This window comes from Mucilaginibacter flavidus (assembly GCF_024055575.1).
Taxonomy (GTDB): domain Bacteria; phylum Bacteroidota; class Bacteroidia; order Sphingobacteriales; family Sphingobacteriaceae; genus Mucilaginibacter; species Mucilaginibacter flavidus.
The window spans coordinates 44,463-61,322 of record NZ_JAMXOE010000019.1; the positions used below are offsets into that span (position 1 = coordinate 44,463).

Consider the following 16,860-nt stretch of genomic DNA (forward strand, 5'->3'; position numbering starts at 1 on the left):
AAAATATTGTGATATGATTTAGAATAAGTTGTTATTCCGTTATATCTATTGATATCGGGAGTGTGTATAAGAAGGGGACTGCCTTTCCATTGCGTCGGGCGGGCCTCCATTTTATGGTTTTAATAATCTGAAAAATTTGCTTGCTGAAAATTTGCTGGTTGCCTGATGGGTCTCTAATAACCCGTTCGCCATCAATTTTCCCGTCGGGTTCTATTACAAAGGCAACAATTACTCTTCCTGCATAATCAGCATCACCTGCAGGAAATTTCAATTTTTTGGTGACCTGTTTGAAAAGAGTTGTCATTCCGCCTTTTGGCTCGGGCAATTGTTCGGCATAGATGTACACAAGTTTATGTACCAGGGAATCCTGAAATCTTGTATTATCCGGCTGTTTTTGCTGGGCGGCCGCTTTATTGAAAACAAAATATGACAGGCAAATCGCAAATAATATAAGTTGAATAAACTTGCGACCGACTGTCATGTCTCTTTTATTAAATCCGAAATCGAAAATCCGAAATCCGAAATTCCTCCCTATAACATTCCCCCATCCACAGGAATTACCTGCCCGGTGATGTATGATGCCATATCAGATGCCAGGAAAACACAGCAGTTTGCCACATCTTCAGTTTCCCCGCCACGTTTTAGCGGGATGGCCTGTGCCCAGCCTTCAACAACTTTTGGATCCAGCACTTCGGTCATTTCGGTCTTTATAAAGCCGGGGGCCACCACGTTGGTACGAATGTTACGCGAGCCCAGTTCTTTTGCTATCGATTTGGAGAAGCCTATAATCCCTGCTTTTGAAGCTGCATAGTTAGCCTGGCCTGCATTACCCTGTACACCCACAACCGAGCTCATGTTAATAAATACGCCGTTACGGTTTTTCATCATAATTTTTGATGCAGCCTTGGTAACATTAAATATCGATTTTAGATTAACGTCTAAAACTTCGTCCCACTGGGCTTCGGTCATGCGCATCAGCAAGCCATCTTTGGTGATGCCGGCGTTGTTAACCACTATATGCAGGGTGCCGAAATCGGCGATTATATCGTTTATAAGTTTTTCTGCTTCATCAAATTTAGAAGCATCAGATTGGTAGCCTTTTACCTGGGTACCAAAGCTTTGCAGTTCCTGTTCAAGGGCCTGCCCTTTTTCAACAGACGATAAATAAGTGAAAGCCACATTAGCGCCATGCTCGGCAAACTTTTCGGCAATTTTACGCCCTATCCCTTTGGATGCCCCTGTGATAAGCGCAGTTTTTCCTTCTAATAATTTCATGAAGTTTTAGCAAATGAGTTACGGAGAGCGAAGATAGGGAATTAGTGTGAAAGTTGGAAAACTAGAGAGAGAGTCGGTAAAGTCCGGAAAGGCTTTCACTTTCACTCCAGGGCTGCAATTGTCCGGGCTGTCAACATCGCCCTATACTCCTCCTGCAGCTCTATCAAACACTTCGCACACATACAGCCTTCATAATTCTCAGCAATATACTGCACTTCGTTTAAATTAAGCTGAACGGTACTGCACTGGCATTTGGTAAAGCTATTCGCCTTACATTCAATGCCGGTTCCGCAGCGTTCGCAACGTATTATTTCGTGCTTAATCATTTTTTAGTCCATAGACCATGGACAACAGACCATAGCGTGGTTTATCAAATTTAGCAATAAGAATGTTTACTTAATGTAAAAGCGCGTTGCACCTAAAAAAGTTGCCCTGGGATAAGTTATGGTTGTGAATCGCCGCAGAGTCAACAGGTTAAATGCCGCCAAAGCGTTCCATTTTCTCACGTGGAACACCCGGAACGCAATGAAACACACTCATTATCAGATGTTTTAAATTTATACAAATTTAAGTAATCGATAATTTTTTGAGTTGCCTGCCTTTGTTAATGGTACCCCTACAAAACGGCAAAAGCCCGAAAGTATGAATATGACATTCAAACTTTCGGGCTTTACTGACTTCCGGTCTTTCCGGACTTCTTAAAAACTTATGCGGAGCAGGTTACGCAACCTTCTTCCATCGAGCAGCTTGGACCGGCTGGTACATCGTTGCTTAGTTCGGCAACAACTTCCGGTATAACGGCATCCATGTTTTTGCCGCCCTGGTTTTCTACTGTAAATTTAACCGCTTGCGATGCTGCCTGGGTGCGCAGGTAGTACATACCTGTTTTAAGGCCTTTCTTCCATGCATAAAAGTGCATCGAGGTAAGTTTGCTTGCGTTTGGCGAGTTGATGAACAGGTTAAGCGATTGCGACTGGCAGATATAAGCGCCACGGTCGGCAGCCATATCGATGATGGTACGCATCTTAATTTCCCAAACTGTTTTGTATAACTCTTTTACATCAGCAGGTATCTCAGCAATGTCCTGGATTGAACCGTTTGCGGTGATAATTTTGTCTTTCATTGCGGTATCCCACAATCCACGGTTCACCAAATCGCGCAGCAAATATTTGTTTACAATGATAAACTCACCGCTTAATACACGGCGGGTATAAATGTTCGAGGTGTATGGCTCAAAGCATTCATTGTTGCCTAATATCTGGCTGGTTGATGCAGTTGGCATTGGCGCTACTAACAGTGAGTTACGCACGCCATGGTTCATTACATCCAAACGCAGGTTTTCCCAATCCCAACGGCCGCTTTCCGGTTTTACTTTCCACAAATCAAACTGGAACTGTCCTTTTGATAGTGGCGAGCCTTTAAATGTTTCGTAAGGACCGTCTTTTATAGCAAGGTCTTTCGAAGCTGTCATTGCTGCAAAATAGATGGTTTCAAATATTTCTTTGTTCAGCTTTTTGGCTTCTTCGCTTTCAAACGGCATACGCAGCTGGATGAATGCATCGGCCAAACCCTGTACACCTAAGCCTATTGGGCGGTGGCGTAAGTTTGAGCGTTCTGCCTCTTCAACCGGGTAATAGTTACCGTCGATTATCTTGTTAAGATTTAATGTAGCCTGGTAGGTTACTTCATATAATTTATCGTGATCGAAAATACCGTCTTTTATGTAGCGTGGCAATGCGAGTGACGCCAGGTTACAAACTGCAATTTCATCAGCCGATGTGTACTCTATAATTTCAGTACAAAGGTTCGAGCTTTTTATAGTGCCCAGGTTTTGCTGGTTCGATTTGCCGTTGGCAGCATCCTTGTACAACAAATAAGGTGTACCGGTTTCAACCTGCGAATCTAATATCGCAAACCAAAGTTCTTGTGCTTTTACCACTTTGCGGGCACGGCCTTCTGCTTCGTATTTTTTGTATAGTTTTTCAAAGTCTTTACCCCAGCAATCGGCAAGTCCCGGTGCTTCGTGCGGGCAGAATAGGCTCCAGTCCTCGTTAGCTTCTACGCGCTCCATAAACAAGTCAGATACCCAAAGGGCATAGAACAAGTCGCGGGCACGCATTTCTTCTTTACCATGGTTTTTGCGGAGATCAAGGAATTCAAAAACATCTGCATGCCAAGGCTCAAGGTAGATTGCGAACGCACCTTTACGCTTGCCACCGCCCTGGTCAACGTAACGGGCAGTATCGTTAAACACACGCAGCATTGGGATAATACCATTGCTGGTGCCGTTTGTGCCGCTGATGTATGAGCCTGTAGCCCTTACATTGTGTATGCTCAGACCTATACCACCTGCGCTTTGTGATATTTTTGCAGTTTGCTTAAGGGTGTCGTATATACCGTCAATGCTGTCGTCCTTCATGGTCAATAAAAAGCACGATGACATCTGTGGTTTTGGAGTACCTGCGTTAAATAAAGTTGGTGTTGCATGGGTAAACCAACGCTCGCTCATCAGGTTGTATGTTTTGATGGCGCTTTCTACGTCCTCTTTATGTATACCTACAGATACGCGCATAAATAAATGCTGAGGACGTTCAGCTATTTTGCCGTTTATTTTCAGCAGGTATGATTTTTCAAGCGTTTTGAAACCGAAGTAATCAAAACCAAAATCGCGGTCGTAAATAATGCTGCTATCTAAAAGTTCGGCATTTTTCTCAATTACTTCCCAAACGTCGTCAGCAATTAACGATGCATCTTTGCCTGTTTTAGGGTCGATGTATTCATGCAGCAAACGCATGGTTTCCGAAAACGATTTGATGGTGTTTTTGTGCAGGTTTGATACTGCAATACGCGACGCCAGCAATGCGTAATCAGGATGTTTGGTTGTTAACGAAGCGGCAGTTTCTGCGGCCAGGTTGTCAAGCTCAGAAGTGGTTACTCCGTCAAACAAACCTTCAATTACTTTTTTGGCTACATCAATCGGGTCGACAAGGTGAAACCCATAACACAACTTTTCAATGCGTGCCGTAATCTTGTCAAATTTTACCGATTCTCTTTTTCCGTCTCTTTTTACTACAAACATGTTTGACCCCCTTTTTAACTTTCTGCCACCGGGCAGGTTTATTGTTTAACTACTATTATTATGATTTCACCTATTTGAAAACGATTAACACAGATTTCGCTTTCTTTATTTTCTTTTTTTCTATCCTCTAATCACTAAACTAGAAATCTTCATCTAACGAAAACGATTTGCTTTCTTGTGAGTTTAGTACACCACTCTTTTGGTAATCTCCTACCCTTTTTTCGAAGAAGTTTGTCTTTCCCTGCAGCGATATCATTTCCATAAAATCGAATGGATTTGATGCGCCGTAAACTTTATCGTAACCTAATTCACCAAGCCACCTGTCGGCCACAAATTCAATATACTGGCCCATCATTTTGGCATTCATGCCAATCAGGTTAACCGGTAGCGCATCGGTAACAAATTCTTTTTCTATTTCAACCGCATCGGTAATAATAGCAGTTGCTGCTTCCTTCGATAACTTGTTATCCAGCATGCGGTAAAGCAGGCAGGCAAATTCGCAGTGCATACCCTCGTCGCGCGATATCAATTCATTGCTGAAGGTTAAGCCCGGCATCAGGCCGCGTTTCTTTAACCAGAATATAGAGCAGAAACTTCCCGAGAAGAAAATACCCTCTACAGCTGCAAATGCAACCAGACGCTCGGCAAAAGTTCCGTTGTTTATCCAGCGTAATGCCCATTGCGCTTTTTTACCTACGCAAGGCACAGTGTCGATTGCATGAAACAGGCGATCTTTTTCGGCAGGATCTTTTATATAAGTATCAATTAGCAGCGCATAAGTTTCTGAATGGATGTTCTCCATCATGATCTGGAAACCGTAGAAACAGCGGGCCTCTGGCAATTGCACCTCGCTCATAAAATTTACGGCCAGGTTTTCATTAACAATACCATCACTGGCGGCAAAAAAAGCAAGTATGTGCGATATAAAATGACGCTCCCCATCGTTCAGCGCATCCCAGTATTTCATGTCGTCGCCAAGGTCAATTTCCTCGGCAGTCCAAAAACTGGCTTCGCACTTTTTGTACATCTCCCAAATTGCGGGATATTTGATTGGAAGTATAACAAAACGGTCTTTGTTTTCCCTCAGCAATAACTCTGTTTCCTGTTCCATGCGCTCCTAATATTTACAAGTTCTTATCTTCACTTTTTTAACCTATTGCCCCGTTAACAACGGGCGATTACAATTCCATAGCGTTAGTTTTGCTGGCGAGCTGTAAACTTAATTTACTGCTACTAACTACTTAATTATCAACTCACTCATCCCTGCCAAACTACTTTAACCTGTGTGCCAAAAACCACAATTTTACGTGGCTTCGTTTTTCCCGTTACCGGCTAGAAATCCGGTAACAATAGATAGTGTTGAACGAACTTATAATCAAATATAGGCTATGCTGTTTTATGATGACACTTTAAGTTTTTAACACCCCCTATAAGTTATGCACAAAAGATATGGGCATATTATCACTGGGCGATTTTCGCTGCATAAAAGGTGTTAAAATCCTATGTTAAAAAAAATCTCGGGGTAGGTTAAATTAACTTTTTTCAATACCGCTTAATCCGCTTTCGGCACAAATTTCATCGATACGGAATTAACGCAATGGCGCACATTTTTGGGTGTTAAATATTCGCCCTCAAAAACGTGGCCCAGGTGGGCGCCGCAGTTGGCGCAAACAATTTCAACCCGCCTGCCATCAGCATCTGGAACCCGTTTTACAGTACCCGGAATCTCGTCGTCAAAACTCGGCCAGCCACAATGCGATTCAAATTTCGATTCCGAGGTGTACAGCGGCGTATCACAGCGTTTGCATACGTAAAGGCCTTTTGCTTTATTACTTAACAACTCGCCGGTAAACGGGCGTTCAGTGCCTTTATGCAGGATGATATATTCTTCTTCGGGTGTTAATTTATTGTAGTTCATTTTAGTGTTTTAATTTTAATAATTACTAATCCCAGGTGTTTATAACAACCTTAAAACAGGTCGCCGGTTTTATAAAACAGGTTTTGTGAATAATACCATGGCATTTTCGTCCAGGTAAGTATCTTTTAATTTAATAGCTCTTTTTTCAAAGCTAAAAATCTCAAATCCAAATGTTGTATAAAGTCGTTTCGCATTTTCATTTGTCGCAACTACGGTTAAGTTAACCTGTTCAATATCGTCCAGTTCCCTAACCCGTGCAAGCAAGTGCTCCACCAGCTTTCGCCCTACCCCTTTGCCCGCATTTTCAGCAGATACGTACATCCGGAATAACAAACCTTTATGCATCAGTTTCTCCCGGTTAGCGGTTTCTGTTTTAAAGCTCACCACGCCTGCAAGTGTATTGTCATCATTTATTGCGCCCAGGGTAAAACTGTACGGGTTACCTGTTGTAGGAAAGGGTTCGTTCACCTCGTCCACCGGGCTAATCCGAAAGGCATCAGGATGCGCTTTTAGTCCTTTTAAAATAAACTCTTTGTAGTTATAATTATGCCCGGCGGTAAGTTCAACAATTTTCATAATGCTTATATAAAGATACGAAAAACCGGGCGCCTAAATCGTTTTGAGGACGGAAATGACGGTGATTTGACTGTAAAAATGAGGTATTACAACGTGTTAAAAAAATTGTCATTGCCGTAAGGAACGAGCGCGGCAATGACATATTTGTAAGATTTGTATGGGAAGCTGAAAGCTTGAGCCACACAATACCCCGGTTATCTTGCGCTAAATTCGCGGCAGCAGATGGAAACCTATTAAAAAGCAGAAGGCCGGAGAAATTCCCCCGGCCTTCTGCTTCTTTATCTTGTTTCTTGATTCTTGGCTCTTGTTTCTTAAAACTATCTTCCTCCGCCGGCTGGTGCGCCACCGCCACCACCCTGATCGCCTTGTTTCAAGTCGTCGTTGTTAACGCCTTTCTTAGGAGCATTAGGGTTGCTGAAGCTTAACTTACCAAAGCTGTAGCTGAATGTTATACCATACGAGCGGAACGGCAACTGGAAGTTGCTATACTGCTTGTAACCCGGGCTACTTAAATTAGTAGTGAAGTTTTTGTTCGCGTGGAATGGTTCGATTACGTTAAGTCCAATAGCAAGTCTTTTTTGCATCAACTGTTTTTTGGCGCCTATACCAAATATGCTGAAGTTTGAGGTCGTTCCTTGCAAGGTGTGACGTGGCGAGCTTCCGAAAGCAAATGTTTCAACCACATAATCTTTTGGCAGGTTAAGGCTTGCCCTTACGAATCCGCCATACTGTATGTAAGTTCCGTTTTGCGATTTATCCTTGCTGAATAAACCTGTAGGGTCTGGTTTATAAGTGTAGGCATTGATGTTCATAATAATGGTCAATGCTTTGAAAGGGTTAATAGTTCCGAAGACACTGCCACCGAATGAATTATTGGCACCTACGTTTTGAAACCTGGTTTCCGATATAAATGTCGAGTCGTTGGGCAAAAATGGCTGAATGGGCCTTCCTATACCTTCAATAAGTCCTGCAGTATGTTTATAATATGCTGACACATTTAAAATAGAGGTACCGATAAACGAGTTATAATCAACCTCTAAAGTTTGTGACACTTCCGGGCTTAGCTGCGGGTTACCAACCTGCCACGACTGTGAGTTGCTTTTGTTAACAAACGGGTTTAAGAACTGCAGGCTTGGGCGGGTAATGCGCTTGCTATAAGCCAGCTTAATGGTTTGTGTAGTAGTAAGTTGTTTTTGGATTGTTAAGCTTGGCACTACGGTAAGGTAGCTTTGATTAAATGGCGGCACAGCCTGGCTTTGTGATTGCGGGTCGCCATGAATGCTGGTGTTCTCTAACCTCATGCCGGCCAATATCGACCATTTTTTTGGCAGGGTGATGGTGAAAACTGAATAACCGGCAACAACATTTTGGTTGTATTTGTAAACGTTCGACAATAAGTTATCATAGAAGAAATTATCGGCGCTATAATCGTAAGTATAATAGTCCGAAGTACTGTTTATCCTCCTGAAAATGGTTTTACCGCCTGCCTCTAATTTAAACACTTTATTTATCGGCAATGTATAATCACCCTGCAGGGTAAACTCGTTGTTAAGGCCCGCAATATTGTTTTTTACGTTCGGGTTGAATGTAGTTGAAAAAAGATTGGTATAGTTTGTAGTACCTGTACCATGGCTCCATTGGGTCGACAAATCAAGTTCTTCGCCTTCTTTTTTAAACTTGTGGGTATAATCAAAGTTCCAGTCAAAATTGCTGAATTCGTTATGCCCGTTCGAGTTTAAATTGTACGCATACGGGCCCAGAAACGGATTTGAACCGCTGGTATGGGTGTTGCTGTTGGTGTTAAAGTTAAAATCGAGTAACTTAAACGATGAATTAATACTGTTAAAGGCGTTAAACTCATAGTTAGCGCTTATCGAGCTATTGCTGGCATGCCTGGTAACCCTGCTTGTTCCGTGTGAAGTTGATTTGCTTACATCACCAAGCTCAATCATTTGGTCGATGGTTGAAGTTTGTGGCCAGGTTAAGTTGCCGCCTATATTAGCATTAAGGCTAAAGCGGTTTTTGTTATAACCAAGGTTAAAGTTACCATTGTTCTGCCTGGTACCTACAGCTGTACTAACAGAACCGCTGATACCTGAAACATTTTTTTGCTTGGTTATGATATTAATAATACCTGCCGAACCTTCAGCATCGTATTTTGCTGACGGCGAGGTAATAACCTCGATGCTTTTGATTTGCGAAGCAGGGATGGCTTTCAACACGTCAGACAAGCTGGTTGATGTAGCGCCTGATGGTTTGCCGTTGATAAGCACACGTACGTTGGCATCACCACGTACGGATACGTTACCGTTGATGTCAACCGTTACCAATGGAACTTTACCCAATAAATCGGTAGCGTTACCACCTGCTGCAGTGATATCTTTTTCGGCATTGTAAACAATCTTATCAATTTTGTTTTCGATCAGGGCAGCCTGACCTTGAATCTGTACTTCCTTGAGCACCTTTGAGCTTGGAGGCACGGAAATTACACCCATATTGTTATCAGGTTTTGCGGCAGTAGTTACTACCGGGTCGATAACTTTGTCAGGATAGCCAATAAAAGTTATTACCACTTTGTAACTGCCGGCTTTAACATTGTCGAGCCTGAAATTTCCTTTTTCGTCGGTAATAACGCCGGTGATGGGCGCCTTACCACCGCTGCGGTACAAACCAACGGATGCATAATCCATCGGTTTTTTAGTAAGGGAATCGATTACGTTACCGGAAATTTTTCCGACCGTCGTCGACCCGCCACCTCCCAGGCCTATTTGGGCCTTAGCGGTGATAAAAGAGCATAAAATTGCTATAATTATGTAAAAACGTTTCATTTTTTAATGATTTTGGTAATTGGAGGCGAAAATAGATGAAATGTTACAGGCAAAGTGTGATTATTTAACAATGAACTTTAAGTGTAACAACTTAGTTGCAAAGCTTAGTGTCTGATATACAACATCAGCCGCGGGTTAAAGATGGTTTGAACTGTGTTTTTGCTTGGTTTTTTGTGGCTTTCGGAGGACATGAACATTGGCTTTAATAGAGTTTATTTGCCAATAATATTCATGGTTTTTTACTTCTGGCAGCTTTTTAAACTATATTTTTTTTGCCGTACTATACAAATAATTTTTGCGTTAACCATATACGTAACAGGCAAATAAGCCGCAAATTTCCGATTGAAATACCGCCATTTTTCCGGCGAACCTGTTTGTTTGATTCTTTTCCATTTTGATGATTTGGTTAATACCCACTATACAAATGGAGCAGGACAAACAGGACAATTGCACGAAAGTATTTTATTATACCACCATATTTACAATCCTGCCTTTAACTACAATCACTTTTCTTGGTGTTTTTCCGTCAAGGTATTTTTGTACGTCGGCACTGGCTAAAACAAAAGCTTCCACATCAGCCCCTTCAAGGCTAAGCGGAATGTTAAGGTTAAGCTTGGTTTTGCCATTTATCGATATAGGGTAAGCAAACTCATCCTCTACCAAATAAGCAGGGTTGAATTTTGGAAATGATGTATAGGATAAAGTTCCCGCCTCGTTGCCTAAAAAAGTCCATAGTTCCTCGCAAATATGCGGCGCATACGGCGAAAGAATGATAACCATATCATTTAAGATAGCCTTGTTGTTTGATTTAAGCGCCGTAAGCTCATTTACCGCAATCATAAAGCTGGAAACAGAGGTATTGAACGAGAAACGCTCCACGTCTTCCTCAACCTTGCGGATAATGGTATGTAAAGTCTTCAGTTCAGCTTTTGATGGCTCGTTTGCTGATACATTAAATTCCCAGGCATCGTTATGAAACAACCGCCAGAACTTGCGTAAAAACTTAAACACACCCTCAATACCGTTGGTGTTCCATGGCTTGCTTTGCTCAAGCGGGCCGAGGAACATTTCGTACATCCGCAGGGTGTCGGCGCCGTAACGGGTGGCTATATCGTCAGGGTTTACAACATTGTAATACCGTTTCGACATTTTTTCAACTTCCACACCACAAACATATTTCCCGTTTTCCAATATAAATTCTGCATCAGCAAATTCGGGCCGCCATGCTTTAAATTTATTGATGTTAAGTATATCGTTCTCAACTATATTAACATCCACATGAATGTCGGATGTTTTATATTCCTTTCTCAATCCAAACGAAACAAAAGTATTGGTACCCCTGCCTTCATCGTCAATTACCCGGTACACAAAATTGCTGCGCCCCTGTATCATTCCCTGGTTAATCAGTTTTTTGAAAGGTTCTTCCACGGCAACAAGGCCAATGTCCTTCATAAACTTATTCCAGAAACGACTGTACAACAGGTGACCGGTGGCATGCTCGCTGCCGCCTATGTAAAGGTCGACGTCTTTCCAATACTCAATCGCTTCTTTTGAAGCAAAGGCATCATCGTTCTGAGCATCCATATAACGGAACCAGTACCAGCTGCTGCCTGCCCAGCCCGGCATGGTGCTTAGTTCGTACTCATAGCCATTATAATTCCAGTCTTTTGCGCGCGCCAAAGGTGGTTCGCCGTCTTCTGTAGGCAAATACTTATCTACCTCGGGCAATACCAAAGGCAAGTCTTTTTCGGCTATTAAATATGGCAACTCGTCTTTAAAATAAACAGGCACAGGTTCGCCCCAATAGCGCTGACGGCCAAATATGGCATCGCGCATCCTAAAATTCACTTTTGCTTTACCCGCACCAACTTCTTCCAGTTTCGCAATAACTGCGGCGGTTGCCTCTTTATAAGTTAAACCGTTTATAAAACCGGAGTTTACATAATGCCCTTCTTTAGTCGGGTCGGCTTCGGTTTCTATTTTTTGTATGTCGATGATTTGTATGATCGGCAGGTTATAGTGCTTAGCGAAAAGATAATCGCGCTGGTCGCCTGATGGCACGGCCATAACAGCTCCTGTACCATAGCCAGCAAGCACGTAGTCGGCAATCCAGATAGGCACTTTTGCGCCGTCAACCGGATTAATAGCGTAGCTGCCGGTAAACGCACCCGATACCGTTTTAGCATCAGACATACGCTCCAATTCCGATTTCTTTTTAGCCTGGGCAATGTAATTAGTGATGTCCGCCTTTTGTTCAGCAGTTGTTAACCCGGCTACTAACTCATGCTCAGGAGCTAGAACCAAAAACGTAGCGCCAAAGATGGTATCTGCACGGGTAGTAAAAACCTCGATGACTTTGGGTGTAGGTTCAGTGTCATATATGTCCTCTACATTCGTAGGTCGTAAATTCGGTACCTTAAATTTCACCAACGCACCAACGCTTTTCCCAATCCAATTCCTTTGCATTTCTTTCAAAGGTTCAGGCCAGTCAATGGTATCAAGGCCTTTCAAAAGGCGGTCGGCATAGGCGGTTATGCGCATGCTCCACTGCATCATTTTCTTTTGCTCAACGGGGTAACCGCCGCGCTCGCTAAAGCCATCTTTTACTTCGTCGTTAGCCAACACAGTACCAAGAGCCGGGCACCAGTTTACGGTACTTTCGCGCAGGTAAGTAAGGCGGTATTTTAATAATTCAGCCTGCTGCTCCTGGTTGCTCATAGCTTTCCATTGGTCAGCAGTAAAGCTTTGTATCTCGTCGTCGCACACGGCGTTTATGCCGGCCGATCCATTTTGCTCAAAATGTTTTACCAGTTTATCAATGCTTTCGGCCTTATCAGCATCCTTATTATACCAGCTGTTGAACAACTGCATAAAAATCCATTGCGTCCATTTATAATAATCGGGCGAGCTGGTGCGTACTTCGCGGCTCCAGTCGAACGAAAAACCAATCTGGTCAAGCTGGCGGCGGTAGGTAGCGATATTTGCTTCAGTGGTTATAGCCGGATGCTGTCCTGTTTGTATGGCATATTGCTCGGCCGGCAGGCCAAAGCTATCGTAACCCATAGGGTGCAGCACGTTAAAACCTTTCAGCCTTTTATAACGCGCAAAAATATCGGATGCGATATAGCCCAGCGGATGGCCCACATGCAGCCCGGCGCCCGAAGGATAGGGAAACATATCCAGCACATAGTACTTGGGTTTAATGGTTTTATCGTCAGCTTTGAAAGTTTGGTTATCAGCCCAAAACTTTTGCCACTTTTGCTCTATATCTTTAAATTGATAGTCCATTTTATTATTTACGCGTATGAGGCTGCGAAATTAAGAAAATCCCTATTAGTTTGGTAGTGAATAAGTCCGAAAAGTCCGAAAGTCAGAAAAGTCCGGAAGTCCGAAAGATGAAAGAGCCCGAAAACATGGATGAAAAGCCGTAGTTGCCGCTTATTTCATCCTACAATCAGCATTCCGACTTCCGCATTAATTTCCGCCTTTTAATTCTTGCAGATATAGTAGGCTTTCATCAATAAATTGCTGCCAAATGTCGTCGGGTTGCCAAACGTCTTCAATAAACGATTGCATTTGCATGGTATCCAGTTCGCCCTTGTTAAAAAGATAAAGCCCGGTAAATGCCGATGCACGGTAATTTGCTGCACAGTGCACCATTATTTTTTTACCTGCGTGCTGGTCCATATAATCGAAAAAGGCTAACAGCTCGCTCAATTGCGGGTCATCAAACACAACGGGAATTGGCAAATAGTCAATTCCGAGCCCGGCAACAATAGTTTCTTCACCTGGCAATGCAAACTTACCCGTTGGCATCGCCAGGTTTATAATTACCTGGTAGTTTTCATCAGCCAGTTGCTTTAACTGGATTTCGGTAGGTTGCCCGGCGCAGGTCAGCGAATTGTTTACCTGTTTAAAATTATAAATGCTGCTCATGTTACAAATTTAGTGTTTTCTAAAGCTGGTTACAGGTCAGCAGTCACGTCTAATTGGTTTTTGGTGATTTTATTGTTTTCTACTGATAAACAGTATTTTAAATTGGTTTCCTAACGGTGCAATTCTGTTTCTCACCGCGTTTTACTTCCAACTGCTCACCTCACAACTGCCAACTTCCCTAATCGTTTGCCCAATGGTAAAACATTAGTTATCTGTCGGTTAAATGTTATAATTATTAAGTATTGAAAGACTTTTTTTTACAAATAATTTATAATTATCGGAGTTTATGATTATTTTTATTTCGATAAATTATTACAAACTAATCTACAAAGGGTATGAAACTAAATTTACGTAAAGCATTGCCATTGCTAATGGTAGTTGCATTATTTTACTCGGCTTGTAAAAAAACCGAAAATAAACCGGCTACTGCCGCCAATACTACCGACGCAATTGGTGCAGCTATCGCAAAAAATCTTGTACAGTCATTATCGGGTGCCTACGGTGGTGCCAGTATTAAAGATGGCGTAGGCGCTTCATCGGCAATTGCCGCCGCTTCGCCTAAATTGAAAACCCAGGCAATAGGTTGTGGTTTTTATATTGATAACAGTTTAGACGTTAAGTTTAACCAGGGCGACTCTATAAAATCGCATACTGTTGGTACAGTAAATTATTTCTTTCTTTGCGACAACCAAAGGACTACAGGTTACAACTTGTACGATTCGCTATCGACAACCGGCAAAGGCCCCGGCTACGATTTCTTTTTTGCACTTGTGCAGGATTTTAAAGTACGCGGTTTAAATGTCGACAATTCAAACTTTACTTTGAATGGCCGTTTGAAATCATATGTTGATTTTGATTACAAAATCAAACCAAAAAGTTCATCATCGGTTCACAATATATTTCACTTTATTGATGCCCAGGTTCATGCAGCCGACAATTATGATATTGTTGACGGTAGTGCAACTTTCGAATCAATTGGCGAAACCAGTACAGGTGCATGGGATTACAGCGGTACTATCAAGTTCCTGGGTAACCATAAAGCTAAATTAACTTTCCTTAGCAAAGTTTATCTTATTGATTTGCTAACTGGTGATGTAACCCCGGCTTAATCAACCTCAATTAAATAAAAAAGCCCTTACCGGAAAACCGGTAAGGGCTTTTTTTATTTACCAGTGTCGTCCTGAGAGTGGCGCCTTTTAAAATAAAGGCTGATAATACCGGACAGGCATTTAAGAACGTACACGAGTTTAGCAACCTGCTTTGGGAATTTGACTCCCCAAACAACGACTGCTTATTGGCAAAACGGTATGCTTATTGCAACACCTCTGTCAAATACTAATTAAAAACCAAATCAGTAATTATTATGAAACTAAACCTACGCAGCGCATTGCCATTGCTTATCATCATGGCATTGTTTTACTCAGCTTGTAAAAAAAACGAAAACAAACCGGCCTCGGGCCCGGGCAATGATGAAGTTAGTGCGGCTATTGCCAAAAACCTTGTGCAGTCGTTGTCAGGCGCATATGGTGGTGCCAGCATCAAGGATGGTGTTGCTCCATCTGCAGCTATCACAGCTTCGTCGGCAAAGCTCAAAACACAATCAGAAATTGGCTGTGGCTTTTTTATCGATAACAGCCTCGACCTTAAATTTAACCAGGGCGACACCATTAAATCGGAAACTGTTGGCTCTGTGAATTACTTCTTTCTTTGCGACAACCAAAGGACCACAGGTTATAACCTTTATGATTCATTATCAACCACAGGCAAAGGCCCTGGCTATGAATTCTTTTTTGCCCTTGTGCAGGATTTTAAAGTACGTGGCTTAAATGTTGACAATTCGAACTTTACATTAAACGGCCGTTTAAAATCGTATGTTGATTTTAATCATAAAACAAAGCCAAAAAGCTCATCATCTGTACATAACATATTTCACTTTATTGATGCCCAGATTCATGCTGCCGACAATTATGATATTGTTGACGGTAGTGCAACTTTCGAATCAATTGGCGAGACCAGCACCGGTGCATGGGATTACAGCGGTACCATCAAGTTCCTGGGTAACCATAAAGCTAAATTAACTTTCCTGAGCAAGGTATACCTTATTGACTTGTTAACAGGTAGTGTTACTCCTGCTTAACTTGTAAGTGGTTAAAATAAAGAAAAACGTTTCCGCAAGTGCCGGGGAGGGGCTTTTTTATGGTGATGTGATCAACAAACGTTTATATAATTGTAGAAATGGGGAATTGGGGCAAGGAAAATATTTCCCATTACCCACGTCTTTTTTAGTTTAAAAGTGCAGATTTGTGCGGTGGCTGCAATGGTGTATTTTTGCTTGTAACGATGTTGTTGACAAAAAGAAATAAGTCGAAAAGGTTTGAATAGATTTTTTTACCGACCTTTACAACACGAAAGACCAAAGTTTACTTTATCACAATTTTAATTCTCCCAAATGAAATTAAGAGTTCTATTTTCTATTATGCTGCTTGCAGGTATGGCAGTGGTTTATACAGCCTGTAAAAAATCAGATGCCGCAGCTTCGGGCCCGGCGTTAACCGCGCCGCAGGTTGCCAGTCAGGTGGCGCTTGACATCACAGCCGACCTTTTCGGGGGCTACGGCGGACTTGATTTTTCCGGCGGATTGCAAGCGCCAACAGGTTTCGGCGTTAAACAACACGCTCAGGGCCGTTTATTACATGCTATGAGCAATCCTTTTTGCGGGTTGGTGATTGACACTGCTTTAAACGCCACCGAAACTGTAGGAGTTGATTCGACCGTGTCGGTGTCGGGTCATATTTATTTTGCGTTTAGCTGCACAAACGATAATGTTACCGGCTTTATCACCAAAGATGATTTAAATATTGGGGTAACAACACCGCAATTTTCTATCGTCGCTAAAATAAACGAAAACCTGACCGTTGCATCTATCGACCCAACAAACGATAATTCAAAACTATCTATGAATGGTTCGCTTGCATCAAGCGGAACTTATAACTATAAAACAGCTAAAAAAAGCGGCACAAAATCATTTAACTATGTGCTTACCCGTTTAGTGCTTGATCCGGACAATGATGGCGATATCACAAGCGGCTCCGCGTCCTTTATAACCAAAGGTACGGGCTCGAACGGCAGCTGGAGCTACACTGGTACAATTACCTTTTTAGGGAACCATAAAGCTACCATAACCATTAACGGCAAAACTTATAATGTTGACCTAAGAACAGGTGCGACGAGTTAAACAAGCCAGTAAT

General features: G+C 42.3%; 13 protein-coding genes. 3 read left to right on the forward strand and 10 right to left on the reverse strand.

Features of this window, described 5'->3' with window-relative positions; translation table 11 throughout:
- Positions 1–31 precede the first annotated feature (31 nt).
- From NAF19_RS22560 to NAF19_RS22605, 10 genes are all read right to left on the reverse strand, one after another.
- The gene (locus NAF19_RS22560) at positions 32–481 is read right to left on the reverse strand and encodes an energy transducer TonB (RefSeq protein WP_252792609.1); all 450 of its coding nucleotides are present in this window, start codon (positions 479–481) and stop codon (positions 32–34) included.
- Positions 482–531: 50 nt separating this feature from the next.
- Complete coding sequence (gene fabG / locus NAF19_RS22565) at positions 532–1,275, reverse strand: 3-oxoacyl-[acyl-carrier-protein] reductase (RefSeq protein WP_252792610.1); 744 nt, start codon at positions 1,273–1,275, stop codon at positions 532–534.
- A gap of 101 nt (positions 1,276–1,376) precedes the next feature.
- Positions 1,377–1,601 carry a cysteine-rich CWC family protein gene (locus tag NAF19_RS22570; protein WP_252792611.1) on the reverse strand — a complete coding sequence of 75 codons (225 nt, stop codon included), beginning with the start codon at positions 1,599–1,601 and terminating at the stop codon, positions 1,377–1,379.
- Between the two features lie 380 nt (positions 1,602–1,981).
- Complete coding sequence (locus NAF19_RS22575; protein ID WP_252792612.1) at positions 1,982–4,354, reverse strand: ribonucleoside-diphosphate reductase subunit alpha; 2,373 nt, start codon at positions 4,352–4,354, stop codon at positions 1,982–1,984.
- A gap of 139 nt (positions 4,355–4,493) precedes the next feature.
- The gene (locus NAF19_RS22580) at positions 4,494–5,465 is read right to left on the reverse strand and encodes a ribonucleoside-diphosphate reductase small subunit (RefSeq protein WP_252792613.1); all 972 of its coding nucleotides are present in this window, start codon (positions 5,463–5,465) and stop codon (positions 4,494–4,496) included.
- A 441-nt stretch (positions 5,466–5,906) separates the two neighbouring features.
- Positions 5,907–6,272, reverse strand: coding sequence for a methionine-R-sulfoxide reductase (locus NAF19_RS22585; protein ID WP_252792614.1), 366 nt, complete (start codon positions 6,270–6,272; stop codon positions 5,907–5,909).
- A gap of 69 nt (positions 6,273–6,341) precedes the next feature.
- On the reverse strand, positions 6,342–6,848 hold the full coding sequence (locus tag NAF19_RS22590; RefSeq protein WP_252792615.1) for a GNAT family N-acetyltransferase: 507 nt from the start codon (positions 6,846–6,848) through the stop codon (positions 6,342–6,344).
- Positions 6,849–7,165: 317 nt separating this feature from the next.
- Entirely contained in the window at positions 7,166–9,676 is a 2,511-nt protein-coding gene (locus NAF19_RS22595; protein ID WP_252792616.1) for a TonB-dependent receptor, read from the reverse strand.
- A gap of 465 nt (positions 9,677–10,141) precedes the next feature.
- Positions 10,142–12,964: a leucine--tRNA ligase gene (gene leuS / locus NAF19_RS22600; RefSeq protein ID WP_252792617.1), complete on the reverse strand. Its 2,823-nt coding sequence runs from the start codon at positions 12,962–12,964 to the stop codon at positions 10,142–10,144.
- A gap of 186 nt (positions 12,965–13,150) precedes the next feature.
- On the reverse strand, positions 13,151–13,612 hold the full coding sequence (locus NAF19_RS22605; protein WP_252792618.1) for a protein tyrosine phosphatase family protein: 462 nt from the start codon (positions 13,610–13,612) through the stop codon (positions 13,151–13,153).
- Positions 13,613–13,947: 335 nt separating this feature from the next.
- Here NAF19_RS22605 and NAF19_RS22610 point away from each other — a divergent pair, with 335 nt between their 5' ends.
- The 3 genes from NAF19_RS22610 (at position 13,948) to NAF19_RS22620 (ending at position 16,847) form a co-directional block, all read left to right on the forward strand.
- Entirely contained in the window at positions 13,948–14,721 is a 774-nt protein-coding gene (locus NAF19_RS22610) for a hypothetical protein (RefSeq protein ID WP_252792619.1), read from the forward strand.
- Between the two features lie 254 nt (positions 14,722–14,975).
- Positions 14,976–15,749 (forward strand): hypothetical protein, encoded by a 774-nt coding sequence (locus tag NAF19_RS22615; RefSeq protein WP_252792620.1) that lies wholly within the window; start codon positions 14,976–14,978, stop codon positions 15,747–15,749.
- Between the two features lie 312 nt (positions 15,750–16,061).
- The gene (locus NAF19_RS22620) at positions 16,062–16,847 is read left to right on the forward strand and encodes a hypothetical protein (protein WP_252792621.1); all 786 of its coding nucleotides are present in this window, start codon (positions 16,062–16,064) and stop codon (positions 16,845–16,847) included.
- Positions 16,848–16,860 lie beyond the last annotated feature (13 nt).

Excerpts from the sequence above, each read along its gene's own strand:
- NAF19_RS22560 (WP_252792609.1), bottom strand. The coding sequence starts at position 481 with ATGACAGTCGGTCGCAAGTTTATTCAACTTATATTATTTGCGATTTGC.
- fabG (WP_252792610.1), bottom strand. The coding sequence starts at position 1,275 with ATGAAATTATTAGAAGGAAAAACTGCGCTTATCACAGGGGCATCCAAA.
- NAF19_RS22570 (WP_252792611.1), bottom strand. The coding sequence starts at position 1,601 with ATGATTAAGCACGAAATAATACGTTGCGAACGCTGCGGAACCGGCATT.
- NAF19_RS22575 (WP_252792612.1), bottom strand. The coding sequence starts at position 4,354 with ATGTTTGTAGTAAAAAGAGACGGAAAAAGAGAATCGGTAAAATTTGAC.
- NAF19_RS22580 (WP_252792613.1), bottom strand. The coding sequence starts at position 5,465 with ATGGAACAGGAAACAGAGTTATTGCTGAGGGAAAACAAAGACCGTTTT.
- NAF19_RS22585 (WP_252792614.1), bottom strand. The coding sequence starts at position 6,272 with ATGAACTACAATAAATTAACACCCGAAGAAGAATATATCATCCTGCAT.
- NAF19_RS22590 (WP_252792615.1), bottom strand. The coding sequence starts at position 6,848 with ATGAAAATTGTTGAACTTACCGCCGGGCATAATTATAACTACAAAGAG.
- NAF19_RS22595 (WP_252792616.1), bottom strand. The coding sequence starts at position 9,676 with ATGAAACGTTTTTACATAATTATAGCAATTTTATGCTCTTTTATCACC.
- leuS (WP_252792617.1), bottom strand. The coding sequence starts at position 12,964 with ATGGACTATCAATTTAAAGATATAGAGCAAAAGTGGCAAAAGTTTTGG.
- NAF19_RS22605 (WP_252792618.1), bottom strand. The coding sequence starts at position 13,612 with ATGAGCAGCATTTATAATTTTAAACAGGTAAACAATTCGCTGACCTGC.
- NAF19_RS22610 (WP_252792619.1), top strand. The coding sequence starts at position 13,948 with ATGAAACTAAATTTACGTAAAGCATTGCCATTGCTAATGGTAGTTGCA.
- NAF19_RS22615 (WP_252792620.1), top strand. The coding sequence starts at position 14,976 with ATGAAACTAAACCTACGCAGCGCATTGCCATTGCTTATCATCATGGCA.
- NAF19_RS22620 (WP_252792621.1), top strand. The coding sequence starts at position 16,062 with ATGAAATTAAGAGTTCTATTTTCTATTATGCTGCTTGCAGGTATGGCA.